Source organism: Microcoleus sp. CAWBG640, from assembly GCF_020883015.1.
Classification (GTDB): Bacteria; Cyanobacteriota; Cyanobacteriia; order Cyanobacteriales; family Microcoleaceae; genus Microcoleus; species Microcoleus anatoxicus.
The window spans coordinates 23342-43972 of sequence record NZ_JAHRFC010000023.1; the positions used below are offsets into that span (position 1 = coordinate 23342).

The following is a 20631-nucleotide window of genomic DNA, read 5'->3' on the forward strand; positions in this document are numbered from 1 at the left end:
GTTTGACTAAATATGAGTCAAGACTTCTCCCGTAAAAATCTGCGAGGACGATCTTTTAAAGGTCAAGACCTAACAGGAGCCAATTTTAGCTACGCCGACATTCGAGGTGCAGACTTTAGCAATGCGATTTTAAGAGGGGCTAACTTCAGTTATGCCAAAGCTGGACTGCAACATCACTGGGCTATTTTCTTAGTAATAGTTTCATTTTTACTAGCAAGAGTATCGGGATTAACTTCCGCGATCGCTAGTGCTTGGATCTACTATGTGCTAATCAATGTTCCCACCGCGATCGGATTAATACTACTTGCTGTTTTCTTTGTTTCTAGTATTCGCAAAGGTTTGGAAGCAGCTATATGGGCTGTGGCTGTAGCTGCAATTGTAGGCATAGCTATGGCTGTGACTGGTACTGCAACATTGCCTGTGGCAGTCGGCTTACCGGGCGCTGTGGTACTGTTCGTAAGTGGCACTGTATTGGCTGCCTTAGCTTTAGCTGGGGCTGTGGTAGCATCTGCCGCTTATGCTGGAGTTGCGACGTTGATTGCAGCTTTGCTTGCTACATTGGTTTATGCTGGAATCAAAGTTGGGGCTGTAGCTAGTCTTTTTGTATTACTTGGTGGTTACATTGGTTGGCAAGCCTCTGTTGGAGAGCCAAAATTTGCCTTGATTAGGAAGATTGCTACTGCCTTTGCTGCTACGGGTGGAACCAGCTTTCGCTGTGCTGATTTAACTGATGCTAATTTCACGCAAGCAACCCTCAAATGTACAAAATTTATCGGAGCAAATCTAACTCGTACTCTCTTCTATAAAGCAAAAAAAATGCTTTTTGCCAGAGTTGGTAAGTCTATCTTAGAGCCTGTATCCATTCGCACATTACTGGTTACTGGTAACGGTCAATATAAATCATATGTTGGCGTTAATTTGAGAGGAGCCAATTTGATAGGTGCAGACCTCAGAGGTGCTAATCTTAAAGGCTCAAATATCAGCGAGGCGACTTTCCAAGAAGCGAATTTAGAAATGGCAAATTTAGCGCTCACAGAAGCAATTGGTACTGACTTCAGCAGCGCTCAAATCACAGGTGCTTGTATTGAAGCATGGAATATAGAAAGTAACACTAATTTGGATAATGTCGATTGTAGATTTATTTATCTTTTAGAATCTCCAAAAGCTGGAACTGATGACCGCGAACGCCGTCCCAGTAGTGGCGAATTTGCCCCAGGAGATTTTACCAAATTATTCCAAGCTGTTCTAACTAATATTGACTTAATTTTCCGCAACGGCGTTGACTGGAAAGCCTTTATCCCTGCCTTCCAACAAATGCAAGTTGAGAATGAAGATACCGAACTCACCATCCAAAGCATCGAAAACAAAGGCGATGGAGTTGTAGTTGTTAGAGTTAACGTTCCCCCAGATAGTAACAAAGAAAAGATTCATAGGGAATTTACCAAATATTATGAACTTGGCATCAAAGCCATAGAGGAAAAATATCAAGCTAAACTAGAAAGCAAAGATCAGCAAATAATCCTTTATCGCCAGCAGCTAATTCTGCAAAATTCTCAGATGGAAAGAATTCTTGATGTCTTGGCGAAGCCAGCCGTTAATGTTCCTGTTAACGAGTCTGAAGTTAAAGCTATAGCTGAACGCCAAACAGCAGTTAATTTAGTTGTCCTCACACTGGCAAGTGGGGACTTAGAGAAAGGATTTCCTTCTGTTATTGCTCAAATTTGGACAGGGAGCGATAGACTACCAATCCAGGGAGTAGGTAAGTTACCACCAGCGCCAAATATTTCTGTACTTTATGAAAAGTGGCAGTCAATTTATCATCGGCTGGAATTGAGCTATCGAATAAAAAAACAAAAGAATCAAATTAGCAATATTTCTAAAATAGAGATTTATCAAATTGCTGAAGAGTTAGAAGACTTATTAAACAAATGGCTCAATTCAGAGGGGTTTGGAGTTATAGATAGAATGTTGCGTGAGAAATTCAACCGTTCGGATGAAATACAGTTTATTATTCAATCCGACAATATTAATGTGCGCCGCCTCCCTTGGCATCTGTGGGATTTTATCAAGTCTTACCGCAAAGCTGAAATTGCTTTAAGTTCACCTTTTTATGACCGAACTTTAAAAACTGCTGTTACTAGAAACAGAATCAGAATCTTATCAATTTTGGGTTATGATAGAGGAATTGATGTCGATCGAGACAAACAGTTACTAGGACAGTTAGATGCAGAAACAGCATTGATTATTACGCCCAGTCGGCAACAATTAGATGCAGAATTGTGGTCAGAAGAAGGCTGGGATATCATATGCTTTTCCGGCCACACTTCCAGCGAAATGGATGGCAGCACTGGTTATATTTATATCAACGATACTGATAAGCTCAGCATTCCCGATTTAAAAAATGCTCTCCAAACCGCGATCGCACGCGGCTTGCAAATCGCCATTTTCAACTCTTGCGACGGCTTAGGATTAGCGAATCAACTGGCTCAATTGCACATTCCGCAAATTATTGTTTTTCGAGAACCAGTCCCCGATCGCGTCGCACAAGAATTCTTGAAAAACTTCCTCACCGCCTTCGCTAGCGGTAAATCTTTCTATCTAGCAGTAAGAGAAGCGCGGGAGAGGTTGCAAAGTCTAGAAAATCACTTTCCTTGTGCTTCGTGGCTGCCGGTTATCTGTCAAAACCCCGCCGAAGTGCCCCCAACATGGCGATCGCTCCAAAATCCCTAACACCTCCAAAAAACAACTTCCCAACGAAACTGCATAATTTTCCCAATTCCCCACGATACATATATAGCAAGCCATACAGCCCCCCAACGAGGTACTCATGCGCCACCCTACTCCAGATAGCCCGGTTTCTGGAAAACCCCTGCTCCAAATACCCCTCCCAATCCCCAACTCCCCATCCTTACTCAAACTGAAGTCGCCGCCAAAAACCTCGGCTAATTCCTCATCGCATAATTTGCCCGATCGCGATCGATATAACTTCAGCCACTCAAAAATGATCTGGGAGTAGTCACTAGAATGACAGATAGAATGACAGAGATAATTATTGCTCGATTTTCGACTTCTTATGAAGTCAATCCCTACCCTCGTAAAGTGCAGTATCCTCGGCTAAGACAAAATGTAAAAGACTTGCTCGATGCCGCTCCAAAGCTAAAGAATGAAACTGTTTTGCTGAAATATTTCTGCAACCAAGCTGCTAAGAATAACTCAGATTCCTTAGCACTCAGCCATCTACTTGCTTATGTGGATGTTGCTTGCTATTCGGCGGCGAAATCCACTTACGACGCCTTCCAGACACCGGAGCTGACTTTGGCAGATTATTTGCAAATTGCCAAACTTTATATGGTTGACAGAGCGGTAGAATTGTGCACTAAGTTCGATCGCACCCAAAGCCAAATCCAAACCTATCTCTATCGGCCTCTGCGCGACGCTATTATGAGCAAAGTGCGTAAAAACGACCCAACACAAAGGCAAAGTGACTGGGGACTGCTACGGAGTACCCCGAAAAAAGGTCTGAAAAGTGCTTTGCAAAACTTCGGAATTCCAGAGCCAAATTTATCCCGTTGCTTCCTAACTTGGCAAGGTTTTTTAGCAGTTTATGCCCCAGTTAAAGCAGGCATAAATCAGCGATTACCGGAGCCAACAGCGGAACAATGGGAGGCGATCGCCCTTTTTTGCACCGAACAACGATTCCCCCACTCCATTCAACCATTCACAGTGCCGGAAATCAAAGCATTCTTGCAAACTTGTGTTAAGGCGCTGCGAGCATCTACTCACATTCAATTTGATTCCCTGGATGCAGAAAACCCGGAGTTAGAATTAGAAACCGCTGAGCAATCCGAGCAGCAAGCATCGAACAGACAGCAAGAAATGGAGCAATGCGATCGCCTGCAACAGATGACAACTGAATTAGCCAGTGCGATCATATCCCTCTCTCGTGACTTTCCTGATGCCAGAAAAATGTTAATCTTGGAACATGGCTTTACTGGGTTTAACCAAAGTTACATCGGTAAAGAATTTGGCATCAAGCAATATAAAATTTCGCGACAGTTAACTAGCTACAAAAAATATCTGTTAACAAGTTTGGTGAAGTGGAGTCAAACCCAAGCAAATGTTACCTTGAGTGTAAAAGATGTCGATCGCCTCTCAACTCTGCTTGATGAATGGCTGACTTGGTATTGCCAAAACGCGATTCTGTACAAATTCTTGGAAACCACGTTAAAGCTGCATCCAGCCCTGAAGTTGGAAATTACCCTGTTGTGCCACTACTATGGATGTGAGAGAGTAGACGAAAGAGCGATCGCCCACAATCTTAACATAACACCAACTGAATTGCAAGGAAAATTAGTGCAAGTTAAAACAATTTTGCAAACGGAATTACACAATTGGTTGCACCAAAATCTTGCACTCAAACCCTGTTCTCTCAGCGCGATCGATAAGTCATCAGCATTGTTAGTAGAACAATTTTTAGCCAACGCCCCCTACGCCCTGTTAACACTAGAACGGAGATAATTACAATGACATTAACCTTAGCACAATTAAGCCTAGCCTGTCCCCATCAACTCTGGCTAGAGTTTTCCGAAAGCGAACAGAAAACAGCTTGGCCTGTAACCCAAAATTACTCCTATGAAGCAGCACATCATCGGGCTTTCTTAAATCGGCTAACCCTGGCAGTTTTGTCACCTGAATTTTCAGCCGCATCCGAAACCTCTGTCCAACTTGCATCCTCAGAAAACCTGTGGGAATTTGTGACTGGTTTTGCCGTGAATCTGGGCAAAAGTCGCCTAGTAATCATTCCCAGTGAAACCATCGATACCGATGAATTTTCCGTGCCTCAAGAATGGGTGGATATTCCTGCATTGGCGGCGGATTATTATCTGGCTGTGCAGGTGAATTTGGAGGATGGATGGTTGCGGGTGTGGGGTTTCAGCACCCATCGCAAACTGAAAACTGAGGGAAGGTATGATGGGGGCGATCGCACTTATTCCCTCGATGTAGAGGCTCTGTTTGAAAACCTGAATACTCTCTGGGTTTCTCAGCAACTTTGTCCTGCCGAGAAAGCCGATATTCAACCGTTACCGACATTATCTCATAACCAAATAGAAAGGTTCATAGGTGATTTGGGTCAACCTTCACTTTATTCACCTAGATTGAAGATACCCTTTGCCCAGTGGGGGGCGCTGTTAGCTGTTGAGGATTTGAGGGAACAGCTTTACAATCGCCGAATAGGGAAGGAATTTGCCCTGCAAAAAGTTGTGAGTTTGACTAAAAGTATTTTTTCTAACTTGTGGTTTTTTTTGGATGAATTAGTGGAAGTTCATGGTGTGAATTTGTTAGCAGCTAGAGGGGGAAGTCGAACCGAAGAAAATGAAGGCGATCGCCCGGCTCAAGCACGGGGTAGAATGATAGATTTAGGAATTCAATTAGTAGGTCATCCGGTCGCATTAATTGTCTATTTAAGTCCTGAATCAAACAATAAATGGAATATCCTTTTACAGTTAAGACCAGGTGGCGGTCAAACTTACTTGCCGCCCGACGTGCAGATGATTGTATTGGATGATGCTGGTGAGGTGTTTTTGGAAGCGCGATCGCGCCAAGCGGATAATTGGATACAATTGGAATTTAGCGGTGAGCCTGGGGAGCGGTTTAGTGTTAAAGTGGCTTTAGGCGATGCGAGTCTTGTGGAAGATTTTGTTATCTAACTGAGAGTAAAGGGTAAGTCATGGGTAAATTAGTTGTTTTGAGTCTGGGAGAGGGAGACTTTCAACGGGGTTTTCCCGTGACGTTACAGGTGTGGGAAGAGGGCGGTTTTCACACCTCCTTCCTCGGAAAACTCCCGGCATCTGCGATCGATTCATTGTACGATCGATGGCAGTCAGATTACCGCCAAAAGGTGTCTGGCAGAATGACACCAAAACCAGCACAAATCAGCAACCGTTCAGATACTGATTTAATCGCAAACAGCAAGCTTTTAAAAGACGAGTTAAATAACTGGCTCAATTCCGAGACATTTCGCCCCATAAAAGAGAAGTTCCTGGAAAAGGTAAACACCAGAGAGACTGTGCGAGTAATTGTCCAGACTGAAAATCCCCAGTTGCGGCGATTACCTTGGTATTTGTGGGACTTATTTGTTGAACGTTACCGTTTTGCAGAAGTGGCGCTTTCTTCCCCTACATTCGATCGCGCTCACAAATCGGTGCAGCCCAAAGCTAAGGTGAGGATATTGGCTATTTTAGGCGATTCCTCTCCCCCCGATCCTCGAACTGGAATCCGCCTCGATATCAATGCAGACAAGCAGTTTTTGGATAGTTTGCCCGATGCGGAAACCGTATTTTTGGTTGAACCAAAAAGCCACGAATTTCACGAGCAACTTTGGGACGATCGGGGATGGGATATTTTATTTTTTGCCGGACACAGTAGCAGTCAACCTGATGGTACTACCGGGAAAATGTATATCAATTCTCAAGAAAGTTTGACGGTTGAAGATTTAAAATTAGCTCTGAAAAAAGCGATCGAAAGAGGGTTGCAGTTAGCGATTTTTAATTCCTGCGATGGGTTGGGAATTGCCAGAGATTTAGCCGAGTTGCAGATTCCCCAAATCATCGCGATGCGGGAACCTGTACCCGATTCTGTAGCTAAAGAATTTTTGAAATATTTTTTAAGTTCCTTTTCTAGCGGTAATATTTTATATCTAGCTGTCAGAGAAGCGCGGGAACGGTTGCATGGAGTAGAAAAAGAGTCTCCCTGTGCTTCTTGGTTGCCTGTAATTTGTCAAAATCCCGCAGAAAATTCCGTGACTTGGCAAGACTTACGGGGGATTGCACCAGGGATTAATTGGCGTGATGCGTGTCACAGAAGCATACCCGATCGAGGTAAATTAACCAGTAATTCGCTGATGGCGAATGATGGATTGAATTTGAATGTCGATGATGTTTATGTACCCTTGGGTTTAGTGGAGAGAAAGCAGACATCTAAACGTGACAAAGAAATTATACCGGAAAAAGGTTCGCAATTATACGGAGCGGAAACTCAGTATGAAATTACCAAGACATTTAAAAATGATGAGTTTTTTGAGCAAGTATTAAAGCAAGGACAAACTGATAAAAGTAAAGGCAAACGCATCGGCATTATTGGCGAACCGGGTTCGGGAAAAACGACGCTATTGCAAAAAATCGCGGATTGGGTGTTGGCAGAAACTGAAGTTGTGCCGATTTGGGTTTCCTTAGCGGATTTGGGTAAATTCAGTTTAGAAGATTATCTACTGCAAAAGTGGCTAAAAATTGCCTTAAATGTAGCGGATGTCACGGCTCAAATGCGCCAAGATTTGGTGACACTGTTTAACAATCATCAAGTTTGGTTATTACTGGATGCTGCTGATGAGATGAGCGCGGGTAATCCTTTGGATGAGATCAAATCCCAATTGCGGGGATGGATGGCTGAGGCGCGGGTGGTGTTGACTTGTCGGTATAATGTGTGGGATGCGGGGAAAAATGCTTTAGCTGAGTTTGATGTTTATCGCAATTTAGATTTTGATGAAGAGGAACAAATTCCCCAATTTATTAGAAGTGTTTTTCAGCAGTCAGATTTAGGGGAAAGGTTGTGCGAGAAGTTAGCAGAATCAGAAAATGCGCGGTTGCGAGATACGGTGAAAAATCCTTTGCGACTGACGTTGTTATGTTTAGCTTGGCACATCCGTCAAGGAGATTTTACTACCAAAACTCAGGCAGATTTATACGCGCAGTTTACCGAGGCGGTGTATGAGTGGAAGCGCCAGCAATTCCCCACAACTTCCCAGCAGCGACGGGAGTTAAACAAAGCTTTGACGACGTTAGCTTTGCGGGGAATGGAACAAGAAGAGTCGCGGTTTCGGTTGCGTCAGGGTTGGGTGCGGGAGGTTTTGGGAGAAACGGATGAGCCTTTGTGTGAGTTAGCTTTGCAGTTGGGTTGGATTAATCGGGTTGGTGTGGCGGCGGAAAGGCCAGAGGAACAGGTTTATGCGTTTTATCATCCCACTTTTCAGGAGTATTTTGCGGCGTTGGGGGTGGATGATTGGGGTTATTTTTTACATCATGTACCGGATAATCCTGGGTTGGGAATTTATCGGATTTTTGAGAAGCAGTGGAAACAAGTTATTTTGCTGTGGTTTGGGCGGGAGGATGTGGAGAAGGAGAAGAAAGAAGAGTTTATGAAAGCGTTAGTTGAGTTTCAGGATGGGTGCTATGGAGCTTATCAAGATCAGGCATATCTTTTAGCCGCCGAAAGCCTTTTGGAATTTAAAGAATGTAATCTCACTGATAAAATTGTTGAACAACTTGTTGAGTATGGATTTAGTGATTATGATATGTCAAAAGCTCTAGAAAAAAATTCCAAAATGAGAGCTAATGCTCGTTCCCGTGAGTCGCAAATAAAGCGCTATCTTGATACTATCGAGGAGCAGGCAATAAAATTACTGAGAATGCTTGACCGTAAAAATGTAATATATTGTATTACTAATTATATGGTGAATAATAAAAATAACTGGTCTACAAAAGCAGCACAAAAATTTTTGACAGATATATATAGTTGATACAAGATCAGACATAATTCTTCCAAATTAATCAATTAATAAATAAAAAATTAGGTTATTAAAATGCTGAAAATTATAATTGTCAACAAACGTACATATAACGATGTTTATACTCTATATCAAGAATTAGAAAATCATACAAACAATCCTAATTTGATTGATTTATTAGCGAATTTATTAGGCGAGGATACTTTACATAAGATAATACGGGATTCTAGTTGTGTAAAAGAGTTTTTATATCTTTGCTCGCTTAATATAAATTACAAAGATTTTTATCAAGCTGTACACAATCAAAACGATCAAATTCAATCTCTCGAAAACCAAATTACCCCAAACTTCTCTCAACTACAACCAACTCCCCAAACTTACCCCCTACTTATCAACATTCAATCCCTAACAGACGAAACAGATATAAACGCTATTTGCCAAGAAATCTGCACCCAAATTTACTACCTAGCACTACCCGATGCAGACATCCCCACCGCCAACAACTTCGCCGAACTCAAACGCCACATTCTCACGGCAAAACGCCAACTGCAAAAACGCCACCTAGCCCTAATTCTACATGAATGTACCCCTCATCCAACACTCATCACCTGCTGTCGCAAAATAGCCGATGCTAACCTGGGTTTGCACATTGCTTGGATAACATCAGAACCAATTGAGCCACCTTTGAGAGGGTTTTTACCTAATCAACCTAACTTAGAAAGTGCGATTCAAAGTTGGCTGGAAGAAATCTATTAACCAGAATATGCTATAACAATACTTCGGACAGAATTTGAGCAGTTTTTGAGGCTCAAACTCATATCCCGCCGTGGGTGGGATCTTTTTATTCAAAGTTAGGGATAAAGCTAACTTTGAATAAAAGGCTCAAGCCTTGAACTGCAATATCTGGACGTTATTATCCCAGTGCAAACTCAGTAAATTGACGCACATAAGGAGATTTAAAAGCCAAAACAATATCTTCCTTGGGAACTCCAGCCGCTACTAACTCATTCGCTATTCCTGCTTCCGTTCTATCCCTCTGAATCCAAAATTTACCATCTTTTATATCGACGTGAATCACACAGCCGTAAACCCGTTTTTGCTCGTCCCAGCCCAAATGAACGACATGATAATGCTCCCGCTCGATATCAAAAAGTAATTGAACTTCTGTTTCAGTATCCAAGTCATTCCTTGAGTGTTGAGACAAAATTGTTTGGATTAATTGTTTGTAATCTATTCTTTCCATAAAATTATACCCTGTTGAATAGCATCAAAAATGAGTAATTTGAGCTGATGTTCAGCGATTAATTCTTGAATAAAACGATTGCTGAAAAAATCGTTATACACATCTTTGTTTATTGCTAAATACAAAATTCTATTTGGTTGCTTTTTTCTCAGGGCAGAACGATAGCTGAGAAATTGACCCAAAGCTATATAAAAACTGGCTAAATCTGATGCACCGATAAAAGACTTAATCTCTACAGCGATTTAGAAGCCATCTTTCTCTGCTGCTAAAATTTTCTCCCCTGCTAAGTCAATAAAAAAATCAAGTTCCTCTACCTTGATAAAAAGAGGATCGTGAGTGATGATCCATCCCTCTTTTTCTAAAGCTGAACGAACAGCATTGTGAAAGATATCTTTAACTGACATATCATAGCCACAAAATTGCTTAACCGATCGCTATTAATTACCACTCCGCCATCATATCATCGCAGCCAGCAGCGATCGCACCCCAAAAAATTCTCCCCACTTCGCATAACTCCCCCACCCACCAGCGATAAAGCAATATCAGGCGATTCCACAGCAACTAGCCCCAACAAAACCAGGCTAACGCTGCATAAAACTGAAAACTCCACACGACTCAATAACAGAGAACAATCCAGAGGTACTTATGACCAACCAAGTAGATCTCAACGAAGTCAGAAACCGCGTGATCGCTAACCAACAAAGCGGCACCGACTTGCCCAATGCAACAGATCGCAGCGTGTTTGTAGACTCCGAAGGTAACATCATCCTCCGCCCCCAACCCGGTACTGAACGCCAACTCTCCCGCGTTCCCCAGAAAACCTTCGCAGCCACTGTGACAGCCGATCGCCAAATCGTAGCTCAAAAACTCCCCAACAACACCCAGGAAATGTCCGTCAGTGGCGTTACAGGCTGGGTTTACAGCATTACCAGCGAACTCGGCGACCAGTATACCATGTTCGCTTACAGCGACGGCAGCCTATACCAAGTGATGGTTTTGTTTCCAGCAGTCGCCGGTAAGTTCAATGTCCACGATGCCCACCTGTTTAGCGATGGTCGCATCTGCTTCGGCGATGGAGGCGGCTTGCCTACATTAGAACAAGCCTTTGCCAAATCAGTCCTCTGGGCAACTGGCTTCAGCAGTTATCTGCGTACCGATCTATTCCCATTCTCCATCAACAACCTCTAAAAGGGCGATCGCAACCGATCCACTCCGACCAAAGAAACCGGGTTTTTACCGCATCTGTCGGCTGCAACGAAGTATTTAGCCAAAAACCCGGTTTCTGGGTTCCCAAAATTTACCTACTCTCAACTTAAAACCATGATGTTATACATTTCACAGTCAGTTCTGCACGACATTGAAACTGAGATCGCCAACCATCCTCCCGAACGCGGAGGAGCCATTCTAGGCCCCGTAGGTCAGCCAATTATCACCCGCTTTCTTTTGGACGAAGAAGCCCATACCAGCGGTGCTAGCTACTTGCCATCCCCGCAATTAACTCAGCGGGTGCAGCAGCTAGAACTCAATCAAGGACTGGAGTTTAAAGGCGTTATCCACTCGCACCCAGGCGGTCTAGACCGTCCTTCCGGCCCCGATGAAACTGCGATGCTAGAAGGGCTGAATCTCAACCCTCACATTCCCTACTTTGTAGCCCCGATCGTCACTTTACAGCGTCCTTGGGGGCAATTGCGCGAACATGAATTGCCGATGGCACAAGGTAAAATTTCCTGTTATGTCGCTTCCCGCGATCGCAACCAATTGCGAGTAGAAATGCTGCCAGTCAAGGAAGTGTGCGATCGCGATTTACCCCGTATCCTGCAAACACTAGAACCGACGGCTGCACCCAAACGCATACCGCTGTTGGAAAACCTACAGCAACTTTGCCGTACTTTTGGTAGCAGTAAACCACCGGAAGTATTTATCACCGAAATGGAAGGAAAGGCGATGCCGGCCGGTCGCGTTATTCTCGACGGCGGTTTGGAACTGCTGTTTCTCGTCAGCGAGTCTTATCCCGTCACGCCACCTCTGCTGATGGTGACACCAGAGGGCGGAAACACAGAAGAAATCAAGTTAGATTGGTCGTTGGAAACGCCACCAGAAGACCGTTTGTTAACAGCAGTCAAAAGTGCGATCGCAGGTTCTGGCCCCTACCAGAAGGTGTACGGCCCTTTGGGAAAGTCCCCAATCACAGCAGACGCGGATCGCGCGCGTTTGGCTGGCTGGAGTGGTTGCTATTCGGGCCTTGACCCCAAAATTGCCGCAGCCGAAATCCAGCAAGGATTATTTGCGCGCAGTCAAGGAATTCTCAGCCAGCACATCAGCAGCAAACGGGTGTTGATTGCGGGGACGGGTTCTGTCGGTTCGTACTTCGCCGAACAACTGGTTCGCAGCGGTGTCGGTGCTCTCACTCTCATCGATCCAGAAACCGTTGAAACAGCGAATCTGTGCCGCACTACCTACGATTTTACCGATTTGGGCAATCCGAAAGTGGAAGCCCTGGCGAAGCGACTGCTGCACATCAACCCGCTGCTGGAACTAACCGTACAGCCTAAAAGTTTGTTGGATTATGAGGTTGAAACCTTTGATGCTTTGGTGCAACAAGCCGACTTGATAGTTGCTACTACCGATGACCCCGCCGCCCAGCGCATTCTCAATCGTTTTGCTTATTTTCACGGCAAACCTGCTTTGTTTGTGGGGCTTTACAAAGGTGCCGAAGGAGGAGAGGTAATTGTGACGATTCCAGATCGCACTCCTTGCTATCTTTGTGCTACGGCCAACCGCCACAAAGCCGAAGCGGATTTGGGACGGGTGAGTGTGGAGGCCGACTACGGGAATAACGGTCGAGTGATGGGTGAAGTGGCGATCGCGGCGGATATTCATCATGTTACCAGTGTGGCGGTGAAAATGGCGCTGTCGCTGCTGTTGCCGGAGGATGCTGAGGCGAAACTTAAAGGTTTCTTGAATCCGGCGATCGATGGGGGGTTAAATTATCTCACACTGTCGATGGTTCCCGATTACTGGTTTTATCCAGGCGTGTTTGGAGATACTCCCGGACAGTATGCTTATCAAAGCGTTTGGTTGACAGCAAAGAGTCGGGAGGAATGTCCCGTCTGCGGTACTGTACACCATCGGGTTGACCCGCGATCGATCGCGTTACAGAGTGTGCAAGCTGATGGAATTCGGGCTGCATTGAACGCTTCTCGTTCTTAAGTCAAAGCTGAATATTATTGATGCGATAGAAAGCCCCAGGGGAAGAAATGCTTTCCTCTGGGGCTTTCTGCTGCGATCGTCTGGTACTGTAGAGGTTGGGGGGAATGTTTGAAAGATCGGGTAAAAAGGGCGATCGGACTTTTTTGTCATCGGCGCTTACAAAAGTTAATCTATGGGAAAATTAATTGTTATCCGATTGTGTGAAGGGAGTTTCAAGATAGGTTTTCCAGTTTTTCTGCGAATTGCGGAAGATGGCAAGCCGTACCATAATGAGCTAGATGCCAGTTTACCTCCAGATCCAGAACTCGACAGATTTTATGAAAACTTAAAGGAACACGGCTTTAAAGCTAATCTCAAGGACAAATACCAGCCTTTAAATGCTAAAAAACTTCTTAATGATTGGCTTTCATCTTCGCAATTTCTCGAAAAATGGCACGAATTAAAAACTGATTGCACATCTCAGGATATTATTCGAGTTATTCTCCAAACTTCCGACTCCGATCTGGCAAAGCTTCCCTGGCATCTCTGGAATTTATTTGAAAATTATCCTCTAGCCGAGATGGCTTTTAGCTTGTCAGAATACAAAGTTAAACCTTGTTACTCAACCAGAACAGAAGTCAGAATTCTAGCAATTCTGGGAAATAGTCAAGGAATTGACCTTACCGTAGATAAACGAGAATTCAAGCAATTATCGCTTGAACCCTGTTTTTTGCCTGAAAAAGACCAGGAAACTATTTTTAGGGAATTGAGGGATGAAGAATCCTGGGACATTTTATTTTTTGCAGGTCATAGCAAAACAACAGACGGAGAAGGTATTCTTTCTATTAATCAAACAGATAAAATCAACATTAAAGATTTACAAAATGCTGTTAAGCAAGCCATTGGCAAAGGGTTGAGACTAGCTATTTTTAACTCTTGCGATGGTTTGGGCTTAGCGAAAACTCTAGCTAGTTGGAACGTTCCCCAAGTTATTGTCATGCGGACACCAATACCCGATGAAGTCGCACACAAATTCTTGAAATTTTTTCTAGAAGCTTTTGTAAAAAATGAAAAAACTTTATACTTAGCCTTGCGACAGGCTAGAGAAAATCTCCAAGGATTAGAGAGAGAATACCCTCTAGCCAGTTGGTTGCCAGTGATGTACGATCAATGTTTTACTGTAGAAGCTTCGCCAACTTGGAAACAATTACGGAACACTACCGCAGAAGAAACAAAAACGCTAACCAATTCACCTCAACCTCAACAATCTTATGATAAACTTCACCAAGCTTTACAGCGGTTAAATTATCATCATCAAGTTAAATTTTTCCGAACATTTGTTGAACAGCATCCCATCGGTGCTTATTTGATTCACGGCGAAGAAGACAGCGGTCAAAAATGGCTGTTGAATCGGCTGATGAAGCAATTTCCTAATTGGACAAATGTTAAAGTAATTCCAGTTACACTTAGTCGAAAATCTCGCGCTACTTATACGAAAGCTTTGTGGCAAGAACTAGGCGGTCGTGTCGGTTTAATTAATCAGCCTTCACCAACACAAATTATAGATAAAATTGCTCAATTATGTCAAAATAGAACTGTGGTTTTAATCTTCGATAGAGTCGATGAAATGCCAGAGGAATGTAGGAGTCAATTTATGGGACAATTTTGGTGGCCATTGGTAAAAAGCGTCTCCGGCGTAACTCAATCGCCGTCTCGCTTACTAATGTTTTTAATTGACCATAGCGGTTGTGTTGAAGACTGGAATCTAGATTTTGCTGACACACTTTACCCTAGTTGGGAACCGCACATTCCCGTTAAGCTACCTAAAATTACTCTACTATGCGAAAAAGATTTGCAACTTTGGATTGAATATTCTATCGATGAGTTACCCCTTAAACTGACTACTCAAGTTGAGGAATCAGTCCGAGACATTCTTGAAAGCAGTGAAGGCGGCTTGCCTCAACTAGCTCTGTACAGAATTTGTGATTTGTGCGATTGTAATTGGTATGAATGGGAGAAAATATGGCTGAAACACTGAACAGAGAAGCCTTTAAATACACAGGTAAAGTACAGCCTCAACTAGGACAAATCGATGAAAACGGTCAAATGCTTTATCCTTATCTTCCTGACGAAGATTTAATTGAAGCTGTTAACTTAGCAATTCAATTAGAACGTCCCCTGCTGATTAAAGGAGAACCGGGGTGTGGCAAAACTAAATTAGCCCGTGCTGTTGCCTATGAGTTGGGACTACCTTATGAAACTTGGAATATTAAGTCTACAAGCAGGGCAAAAGATGGACTTTACACTTATGATGCTGTGGGGCGTTTGCGGGATGCTCAATTAGCGGCGGCTGGACGCCTCAGCGACGATAAAATTCAAGAAATTGATAAATCTGAGACTTATATCAAATGGGGGCCTTTGGGGCGAGCTTTTCTGAAGGAACAAACGACGGTGGTGCTGATTGATGAAATCGACAAGGCTGATATTGACTTTCCTAATGATTTGCTCTTGGAACTTGACGAACAGCGGTTTGCGATCGAAGAAACGGGAGAGAAAATTCAAGCTAAGGCAACACCGATTGTGTTTATTACTAGCAATGATGAGAAAGATTTGCCCGATGCTTTTTTGCGGCGGTGCTTGTTTCACTATGTTGAATTCCCCAAGCGCCAGCAGTTAATTGAGATTGTCAATGCTCACTTTGTGGCATCTCCTGAATCGCTAGTGAATGCAATTCTTGACAGGTTTTTGCAGTTGCGTGAAGAAATGCGGAAAGATAAGGGAGAATCGGGCAAAAAAGTTAGTACCAGTGAATTGATGGATTGGTTTCGGATACTGCGACACTATCCTGAAGATCGGGTTCTGGATGAATTGGGTAAGAAACTTTTGTATCCGGGCGTGCTGCTGAAAAGCTGGGATGATTACAATCGCTATGCTAAGCCAAGGCGGGCTGGGGGTGAATTGTGATTGCGGACGAACTACCTCTAATGGAGCTTTTTAGTCAACTGCGAGAAGCTGGTTTTCCCCTTGGCATCGGTGAATATAAGCTGTTACTGGAAGCTTTACAAAAGGGCTTTGGAACGAGCGATCGCACTTCTTTATACCGCCTGTGCAAAACTTTATGGGTAAAATCTGCTGAGGATAAGCGCCTATTTGACTATCACTTTGAACTAATTGTTAAAGAAAGTCAGGAAGCTATACCAGCAATTCCAGAAAAACCAGCCAATTCTGCACCGGAAACAGAGGATTCTGGTATAATCGAAACAGCACCAATACTAACTGAGGAAACAAGCAAGCCCATTATCTCTGCCCCGCCTCCTGAATTAGTAAAGGCAATAGAAGATGAGGTGCAAGCAGCAAAAGCAGTAATGCAAGCTACTAATAAATATGAGGCAATTTCCGATCGCCAATTCATCCTGACATCCGAATATTTTCCAGTGACGCGGCGGCAGATGAAGCAAAGTTGGCGTTACTTGCGCCGTCCCGTGCGGGAAGGGCCGCCCGTAGAATTGGATGTGGAAGCCACAGTTAACCAGATTGGGCGACAGGGCATTTTGTTAAGTCCGGTGTTGGTGCCGCGCCGTATAAATCGATCGCAATTACTGTTATTAATCGATCGCGACGGTTCGATGGTGCCGTTTCACGATTTGTCCCACCGGCTGGCAGAAACGGCAGTCCGAGGCGGGCGTTTGGGCAATGCTGGCATTTATTATTTTCAGAATTGTCCGGGGGAGTATCTATACCATGACCCCTATCAGTTGGAAGGCGAGAAAATCGATCGCTTGCTTGCTAACTTGCGGCCTGAGAAGTCTGCTATGTTAATTTTTAGCGATGCTGGGGCGGCTCGCGGGGGTTACAGTGAGGAAAGGGTGGAGTTGACGGCGGCGTTTCTCCAGCAAATTAAGGCAAAGGTGCGGTATGTAGCTTGGCTAAATCCGATGCCGGAGTCGCGCTGGGAGGGGACGACTGCGGGTAAGGTGGCCCGTTTAGTGCCGATGTTTGAGATGGCGCGGCGGGGATTGCAAGATGCGATCGGCTTGTTGCGGGGAAAAAGTCAGAGTTCGGTTTTTGTTGGGACTGAATAAGGGGGATGAAATGAAACCTGAAGTAGCCCGCAGACGAATTGAAGCTTTCGAGAGGCGTTTTGGAAAAACGCACTTAATTTTTGCGTGTCATGCGGCGTTTCCCTTGGCTTTGACACCGGATTTATTATACAAGTTGTGGGCTAATTTCCAGCGAGATATTCACGGATTTGTGTTAGGAATTCCTTGGGTAGCTGTGGCGGATTTGCTACTTTCGAGTTTGTGCGATGAGGTAGGGAGAGAACTCTATGAGATGGATACAGCAGTGCGAAATTCGCTGTTGAATCGGTTGAAAGAGAATGATAATTTTGGTCAGCAGCGGATTAATGAGTTGTCTGATTTTCTGTTAGTTTATGTGCGGCAGCAACTTCAAAGTAATGACCAAGAGGTGCGAGATTTTGCTCAGGCGCAGCGGTGGACAGCTTTGGCCTATACCAGACCGAGTGAGGCGGCGCGTGAATTGGCATTAGCATTAAAGAATGCTTATCAGCAGGATAGGTCTGAAGTGGTGCGGATGGCTTCGTTAGTAGAGACTTTTGCAGAACCATTGGCAGAATTTGAGCCCTTATTAGTTTACGCGCGCAGTATTGATAAGTTTACTCGCGGTGATTTGGCAGGTACAGTCGCTCAGCCCAATCAAGTATCTGCGCCCCAAAAAAAGGTAGCACCTGCTGGAGTAAAGTTGAATATTACTCCAAGTTTACCTATTAAAACAGTCTCTAAACGACCTCTCATAGCTAACCGATATCAAGTTATTCGACAAGTAAGCAAAGGAGGTTTCAGTCGTATTTATGAAGTGGATGATAGAGGTACTATCAAAATTCTAAAAATTTTAAAACTTGATGCTGTAGACGAGGAACACAAAGGCAAGTTAGTCGAATCATTTAAACAAGAAGCCGATATATTATGTCGTTTGCGCCATCCAGGAATTCCGAGAGCCGAGCGCGATGGCTATTTTACCTTGATTACCAAAGGAAAATTAGAACGAGTACACTGTTTTGTTATGGAAAAAATAAATGGAGTTAATTTAGAGCAATGGCTGATTAAAAGAAACCGACCTATTAATGAATATTTAGCTATTAACTGGTTAAAACAACTAGCATATATCCTCGATCAAGTCCACCGTTTAAATTATTTTCATCGAGATATCAAACCGAGTAACATTATGGTTCAACCAAATGGTAAGTTAGTCTTGATTGACTTTGGTGCAGTTAGGGAAGTCACAGCTACCTATTTTGCAAAAGTTGGTCAAGGGGGAAGTGTTACAGTGATTATTTCTCCAGGTTACACGCCACCAGAGCAGGCGAATGGTAAAGCTGTTCCTCAATCTGATTTTTTTGCCCTCGGTCGCACTTTTGTCCATTTGCTAACAGGCAAATCCCCTACTGCTTTTCCAGAGAATCCACGAACAGGTAGATTGATGTGGCGAAAAGTAGCACCCCATATTTCAGATCCTTTTGCTAATGTTATCGATTACTTGATGGCACCTTTTCCGGGTAACAGACCGCAGAGCCCGCAAGTGATTTTGCAATGTATACATGAGATAATTGTAGAACAGCAATTTTCAAAATTGACTAATTTGGAAAAGGATATTATGTACAAATTGGCTTCAGACGCAGCTCCCGTTTCCGTGGAAACTTTGCGAATATTTTTTCCAAAAGTAGCATCAAAATTAATTGATAATTTGCAATCTCTAGTAGCTCGTTCCCTAATCAAAAAAGTGAAAGTTGGCAGCGAGATACTTTTTACGCTAGAACCAGAGATTAGGGAGGATGTGGTGAGAAAGCTGAATCTACCGAAAAAATGAGGTGCGTTCTCCCTTTTTACTACGCTGATTATTCTCACAATTCCCAAACTACATGATACAAACAACAGTAATGATCGCGCGAGCCATTGAGGTTAATGTTGCGATTCTTCATGTTTCCCTTCAGGACTAATCGTGAGATCGAAATAGCTATGCCCTCTCTTCCATTGACTAAACTATGAGTGACAGCACCAGCTCAGAAAGTCTGGCTGAAGTTAGAGATACCCCAGACAAACCCATTACAGAACCTCGTCTGTACCAGAGTAGACCGATCGCCCCTGTTGCGACACCCCCTCCTATGGTATCCAGCCTCCACGCACAACTGAGAACAGACTTGTGGCAGCAATACCCTTCAGGTGTCGGCTACTTCCAACACCGAGCCAAGGGCAACCCCAACAACATCATCGAGCACTACATCGCCAACCCCGGCGACATCACGCTGCTGCCCTTAGACGAGGCCATGCAAATTATTGACAAGTTTGGGCTGACCGCTGCCAAGTTACACCTGATTTTTGCCGCTCATATTATGAGACAAGAAGAGCCGTGGGAAAGCTTATTCACTCTCGAAGGCAGTGACTTAATCAAGGAAATGGGCTGGGACAAACGCACAGACTTGCCCGCGTCTAAAAAACTGAATGAACTAGCTAAAACAGCGTATGCTCTAGGTTGCCTAGCAATCAAAGCCACATGGGTTGAAGGCAAACACAAAAAAGGTGGAATTAGAGCCAGCGTTGACACCTCGCGAATGTGGAATATTCAAATTCAGTTAACAGGTCAGCAGAATCTGGAGGGCAAAATAGAGCAGCCTGATGAAGTCTACATCACAGTCCAACCGGGGCTCTGGACTCATGCCTTCTTGAACAAAGCAGGTTACTTCGCCAAAGAAGCCTTGTATCAGTTTGGCTATTTAGCCCAGGAGATTCTCAAAATCGATGCCTACCATGATGAACTGGCTTTGCGCTTAGCACTTCATCTGACGATGGAAAGCCGATTTCACACCAGTGGCAGTTACAAAGTGGAAACCCTTCTAAAAGCGCTCCTATCCCAAACGGTAATCGATATAGCCCGGTCTGACCGTAGAAAAGCTTACACGCTGATGAATAGCTGGAATCACACCCTGGAAGTGCTGTTGAAACTCCAGCGAGCGTTTCAAATCGAGTTTGACCAAGAGACCTACCCAGAATGGCTGAGACCCGGTAGCAAGGATCGAAAAAAACGAGGATACTTTGACACGCTATTGGCAGCCAAAATTACCATCCATCCGCCAGCACCTATCCCCCAACTCCTGGCAAGCAAAGCTGAACTCAAACAGGTTCAACCCCGCCTGAAAGAAGCTCCCAAACCTAAACTGACAAGCAATGAGATAAAAGAAGCAAGAACAGCCAAAGGTTGGACTCAAGCACAATTGGCTGGCTGGCTAGGGGTGTCGCAGCGTTATGTATCCATGTTGGAACGTGGGGAGCGAATCCCTGCACCAGAACTAGAATCCCAAATCTGGCATCTGTTAAGCATTTCAGATTGACATATTTAGGACTTACGCACAGCCTCAATATACGGTGTGAAAGTAGGGGCAACCCCCCCTGAAGAGCCTCTATCCTGATGATGCTTAGCCTTAGTCCTAATTTGACATACTCCCCGCTAGTCAAGAGACGGGGATTCTACGCTCAAACAGCGACAGCAAGCAGAGCTTGACTAACATCGCCATCACCTTAGTTTTTTCCCCGGTTCAAGGGCTGTAGCCTCTGTATTCTCGTCC

General features: G+C 44.1%; 13 protein-coding genes and 1 pseudogene. 12 read left to right on the forward strand and 2 right to left on the reverse strand.

The features are described from left to right. The first annotated feature begins 12 nt into the window (after positions 1-12). The 5 genes from AAFP11_RS13975 to AAFP11_RS13995 all read left to right on the forward strand — a co-directional run bounded on the left by AAFP11_RS13975 (position 13) and on the right by AAFP11_RS13995 (position 9316). Positions 13-2730 carry a pentapeptide repeat-containing protein gene (locus AAFP11_RS13975; protein WP_341737611.1) on the forward strand — a complete coding sequence of 906 codons (2718 nt, stop codon included), beginning with the start codon at positions 13-15 and terminating at the stop codon, positions 2728-2730. A gap of 294 nt (positions 2731-3024) precedes the next feature. After that, complete coding sequence (locus AAFP11_RS13980) at positions 3025-4518, forward strand: hypothetical protein (protein WP_341737612.1); 1494 nt, start codon at positions 3025-3027, stop codon at positions 4516-4518. Positions 4519-4523: 5 nt separating this feature from the next. Then, entirely contained in the window at positions 4524-5708 is a 1185-nt protein-coding gene (locus AAFP11_RS13985) for a DUF1822 family protein (protein WP_341737613.1), read from the forward strand. Between the two features lie 20 nt (positions 5709-5728). After that, the gene (locus AAFP11_RS13990) at positions 5729-8572 is read left to right on the forward strand and encodes a CHAT domain-containing protein (RefSeq protein WP_341737614.1); all 2844 of its coding nucleotides are present in this window, start codon (positions 5729-5731) and stop codon (positions 8570-8572) included. Positions 8573-8635: 63 nt separating this feature from the next. Continuing rightward, a complete protein-coding gene (locus tag AAFP11_RS13995; protein WP_341737615.1) occupies positions 8636-9316 on the forward strand; it encodes a hypothetical protein in 681 nt (226 codons plus the stop codon). 157 nt (positions 9317-9473) lie between these two features. On the opposite strand, the gene AAFP11_RS14000 is transcribed toward AAFP11_RS13995, so the two are convergent. After that, positions 9474-9803 carry a XisI protein gene (locus AAFP11_RS14000; RefSeq protein ID WP_341737616.1) on the reverse strand — a complete coding sequence of 110 codons (330 nt, stop codon included), beginning with the start codon at positions 9801-9803 and terminating at the stop codon, positions 9474-9476. Then, positions 9791-10207: pseudogene (locus AAFP11_RS14005) on the reverse strand (element excision factor XisH family protein). Before AAFP11_RS14005 ends, AAFP11_RS14000 begins: the two are co-directional and overlap by 13 nt. Before the next feature lie 241 nt (positions 10208-10448). On the opposite strand from AAFP11_RS14005, the gene AAFP11_RS14010 reads away from it, so the two are divergent. The 7 genes from AAFP11_RS14010 to AAFP11_RS14040 all read left to right on the forward strand — a co-directional run bounded on the left by AAFP11_RS14010 (position 10449) and on the right by AAFP11_RS14040 (position 20397). Beyond that, positions 10449-10991 (forward strand): hypothetical protein, encoded by a 543-nt coding sequence (locus AAFP11_RS14010; RefSeq protein ID WP_341737617.1) that lies wholly within the window; start codon positions 10449-10451, stop codon positions 10989-10991. 132 nt (positions 10992-11123) lie between these two features. Further along, positions 11124-13013: a ThiF family adenylyltransferase gene (locus AAFP11_RS14015; RefSeq protein WP_341737618.1), complete on the forward strand. Its 1890-nt coding sequence runs from the start codon at positions 11124-11126 to the stop codon at positions 13011-13013. 172 nt (positions 13014-13185) lie between these two features. Continuing rightward, a complete protein-coding gene (locus tag AAFP11_RS14020) occupies positions 13186-15030 on the forward strand; it encodes a CHAT domain-containing protein (protein WP_341737619.1) in 1845 nt (614 codons plus the stop codon). Continuing rightward, a complete protein-coding gene (locus AAFP11_RS14025) occupies positions 15015-15956 on the forward strand; it encodes a MoxR family ATPase (RefSeq protein ID WP_341737620.1) in 942 nt (313 codons plus the stop codon). The genes AAFP11_RS14020 and AAFP11_RS14025 overlap by 16 nt, the downstream gene beginning before the upstream one ends. 20 nt (positions 15957-15976) lie before the next feature. Then, positions 15977-17074: a CoxE gene (locus tag AAFP11_RS14030; protein ID WP_341737621.1), complete on the forward strand. Its 1098-nt coding sequence runs from the start codon at positions 15977-15979 to the stop codon at positions 17072-17074. A 10-nt stretch (positions 17075-17084) separates the two neighbouring features. After that, positions 17085-18878 carry a serine/threonine-protein kinase gene (locus tag AAFP11_RS14035; RefSeq protein WP_341737622.1) on the forward strand — a complete coding sequence of 598 codons (1794 nt, stop codon included), beginning with the start codon at positions 17085-17087 and terminating at the stop codon, positions 18876-18878. Between the two features lie 175 nt (positions 18879-19053). Continuing rightward, positions 19054-20397 carry a helix-turn-helix transcriptional regulator gene (locus AAFP11_RS14040; RefSeq protein ID WP_333265944.1) on the forward strand — a complete coding sequence of 448 codons (1344 nt, stop codon included), beginning with the start codon at positions 19054-19056 and terminating at the stop codon, positions 20395-20397. Positions 20398-20631: the final 234 nt, after the last annotated feature.

Bases quoted from the DNA above. Each gene is read 5' to 3' on its own strand.
- AAFP11_RS14030 (WP_341737621.1), top strand. From the start codon at position 15,977: ATGGAGCTTTTTAGTCAACTGCGAGAAGCTGGTTTTCCCCTTGGCATC.
- AAFP11_RS13995 (WP_341737615.1), top strand. From the start codon at position 8,636: ATGCTGAAAATTATAATTGTCAACAAACGTACATATAACGATGTTTAT.
- AAFP11_RS14025 (WP_341737620.1), top strand. From the start codon at position 15,015: ATGGCTGAAACACTGAACAGAGAAGCCTTTAAATACACAGGTAAAGTA.
- AAFP11_RS13990 (WP_341737614.1), top strand. From the start codon at position 5,729: ATGGGTAAATTAGTTGTTTTGAGTCTGGGAGAGGGAGACTTTCAACGG.
- AAFP11_RS14010 (WP_341737617.1), top strand. From the start codon at position 10,449: ATGACCAACCAAGTAGATCTCAACGAAGTCAGAAACCGCGTGATCGCT.
- AAFP11_RS14015 (WP_341737618.1), top strand. From the start codon at position 11,124: ATGATGTTATACATTTCACAGTCAGTTCTGCACGACATTGAAACTGAG.
- AAFP11_RS14040 (WP_333265944.1), top strand. From the start codon at position 19,054: ATGAGTGACAGCACCAGCTCAGAAAGTCTGGCTGAAGTTAGAGATACC.
- AAFP11_RS13985 (WP_341737613.1), top strand. From the start codon at position 4,524: ATGACATTAACCTTAGCACAATTAAGCCTAGCCTGTCCCCATCAACTC.
- AAFP11_RS13980 (WP_341737612.1), top strand. From the start codon at position 3,025: ATGACAGATAGAATGACAGAGATAATTATTGCTCGATTTTCGACTTCT.
- AAFP11_RS14000 (WP_341737616.1), bottom strand. From the start codon at position 9,803: ATGGAAAGAATAGATTACAAACAATTAATCCAAACAATTTTGTCTCAA.
- AAFP11_RS14020 (WP_341737619.1), top strand. From the start codon at position 13,186: ATGGGAAAATTAATTGTTATCCGATTGTGTGAAGGGAGTTTCAAGATA.
- AAFP11_RS13975 (WP_341737611.1), top strand. From the start codon at position 13: ATGAGTCAAGACTTCTCCCGTAAAAATCTGCGAGGACGATCTTTTAAA.
- AAFP11_RS14035 (WP_341737622.1), top strand. From the start codon at position 17,085: ATGAAACCTGAAGTAGCCCGCAGACGAATTGAAGCTTTCGAGAGGCGT.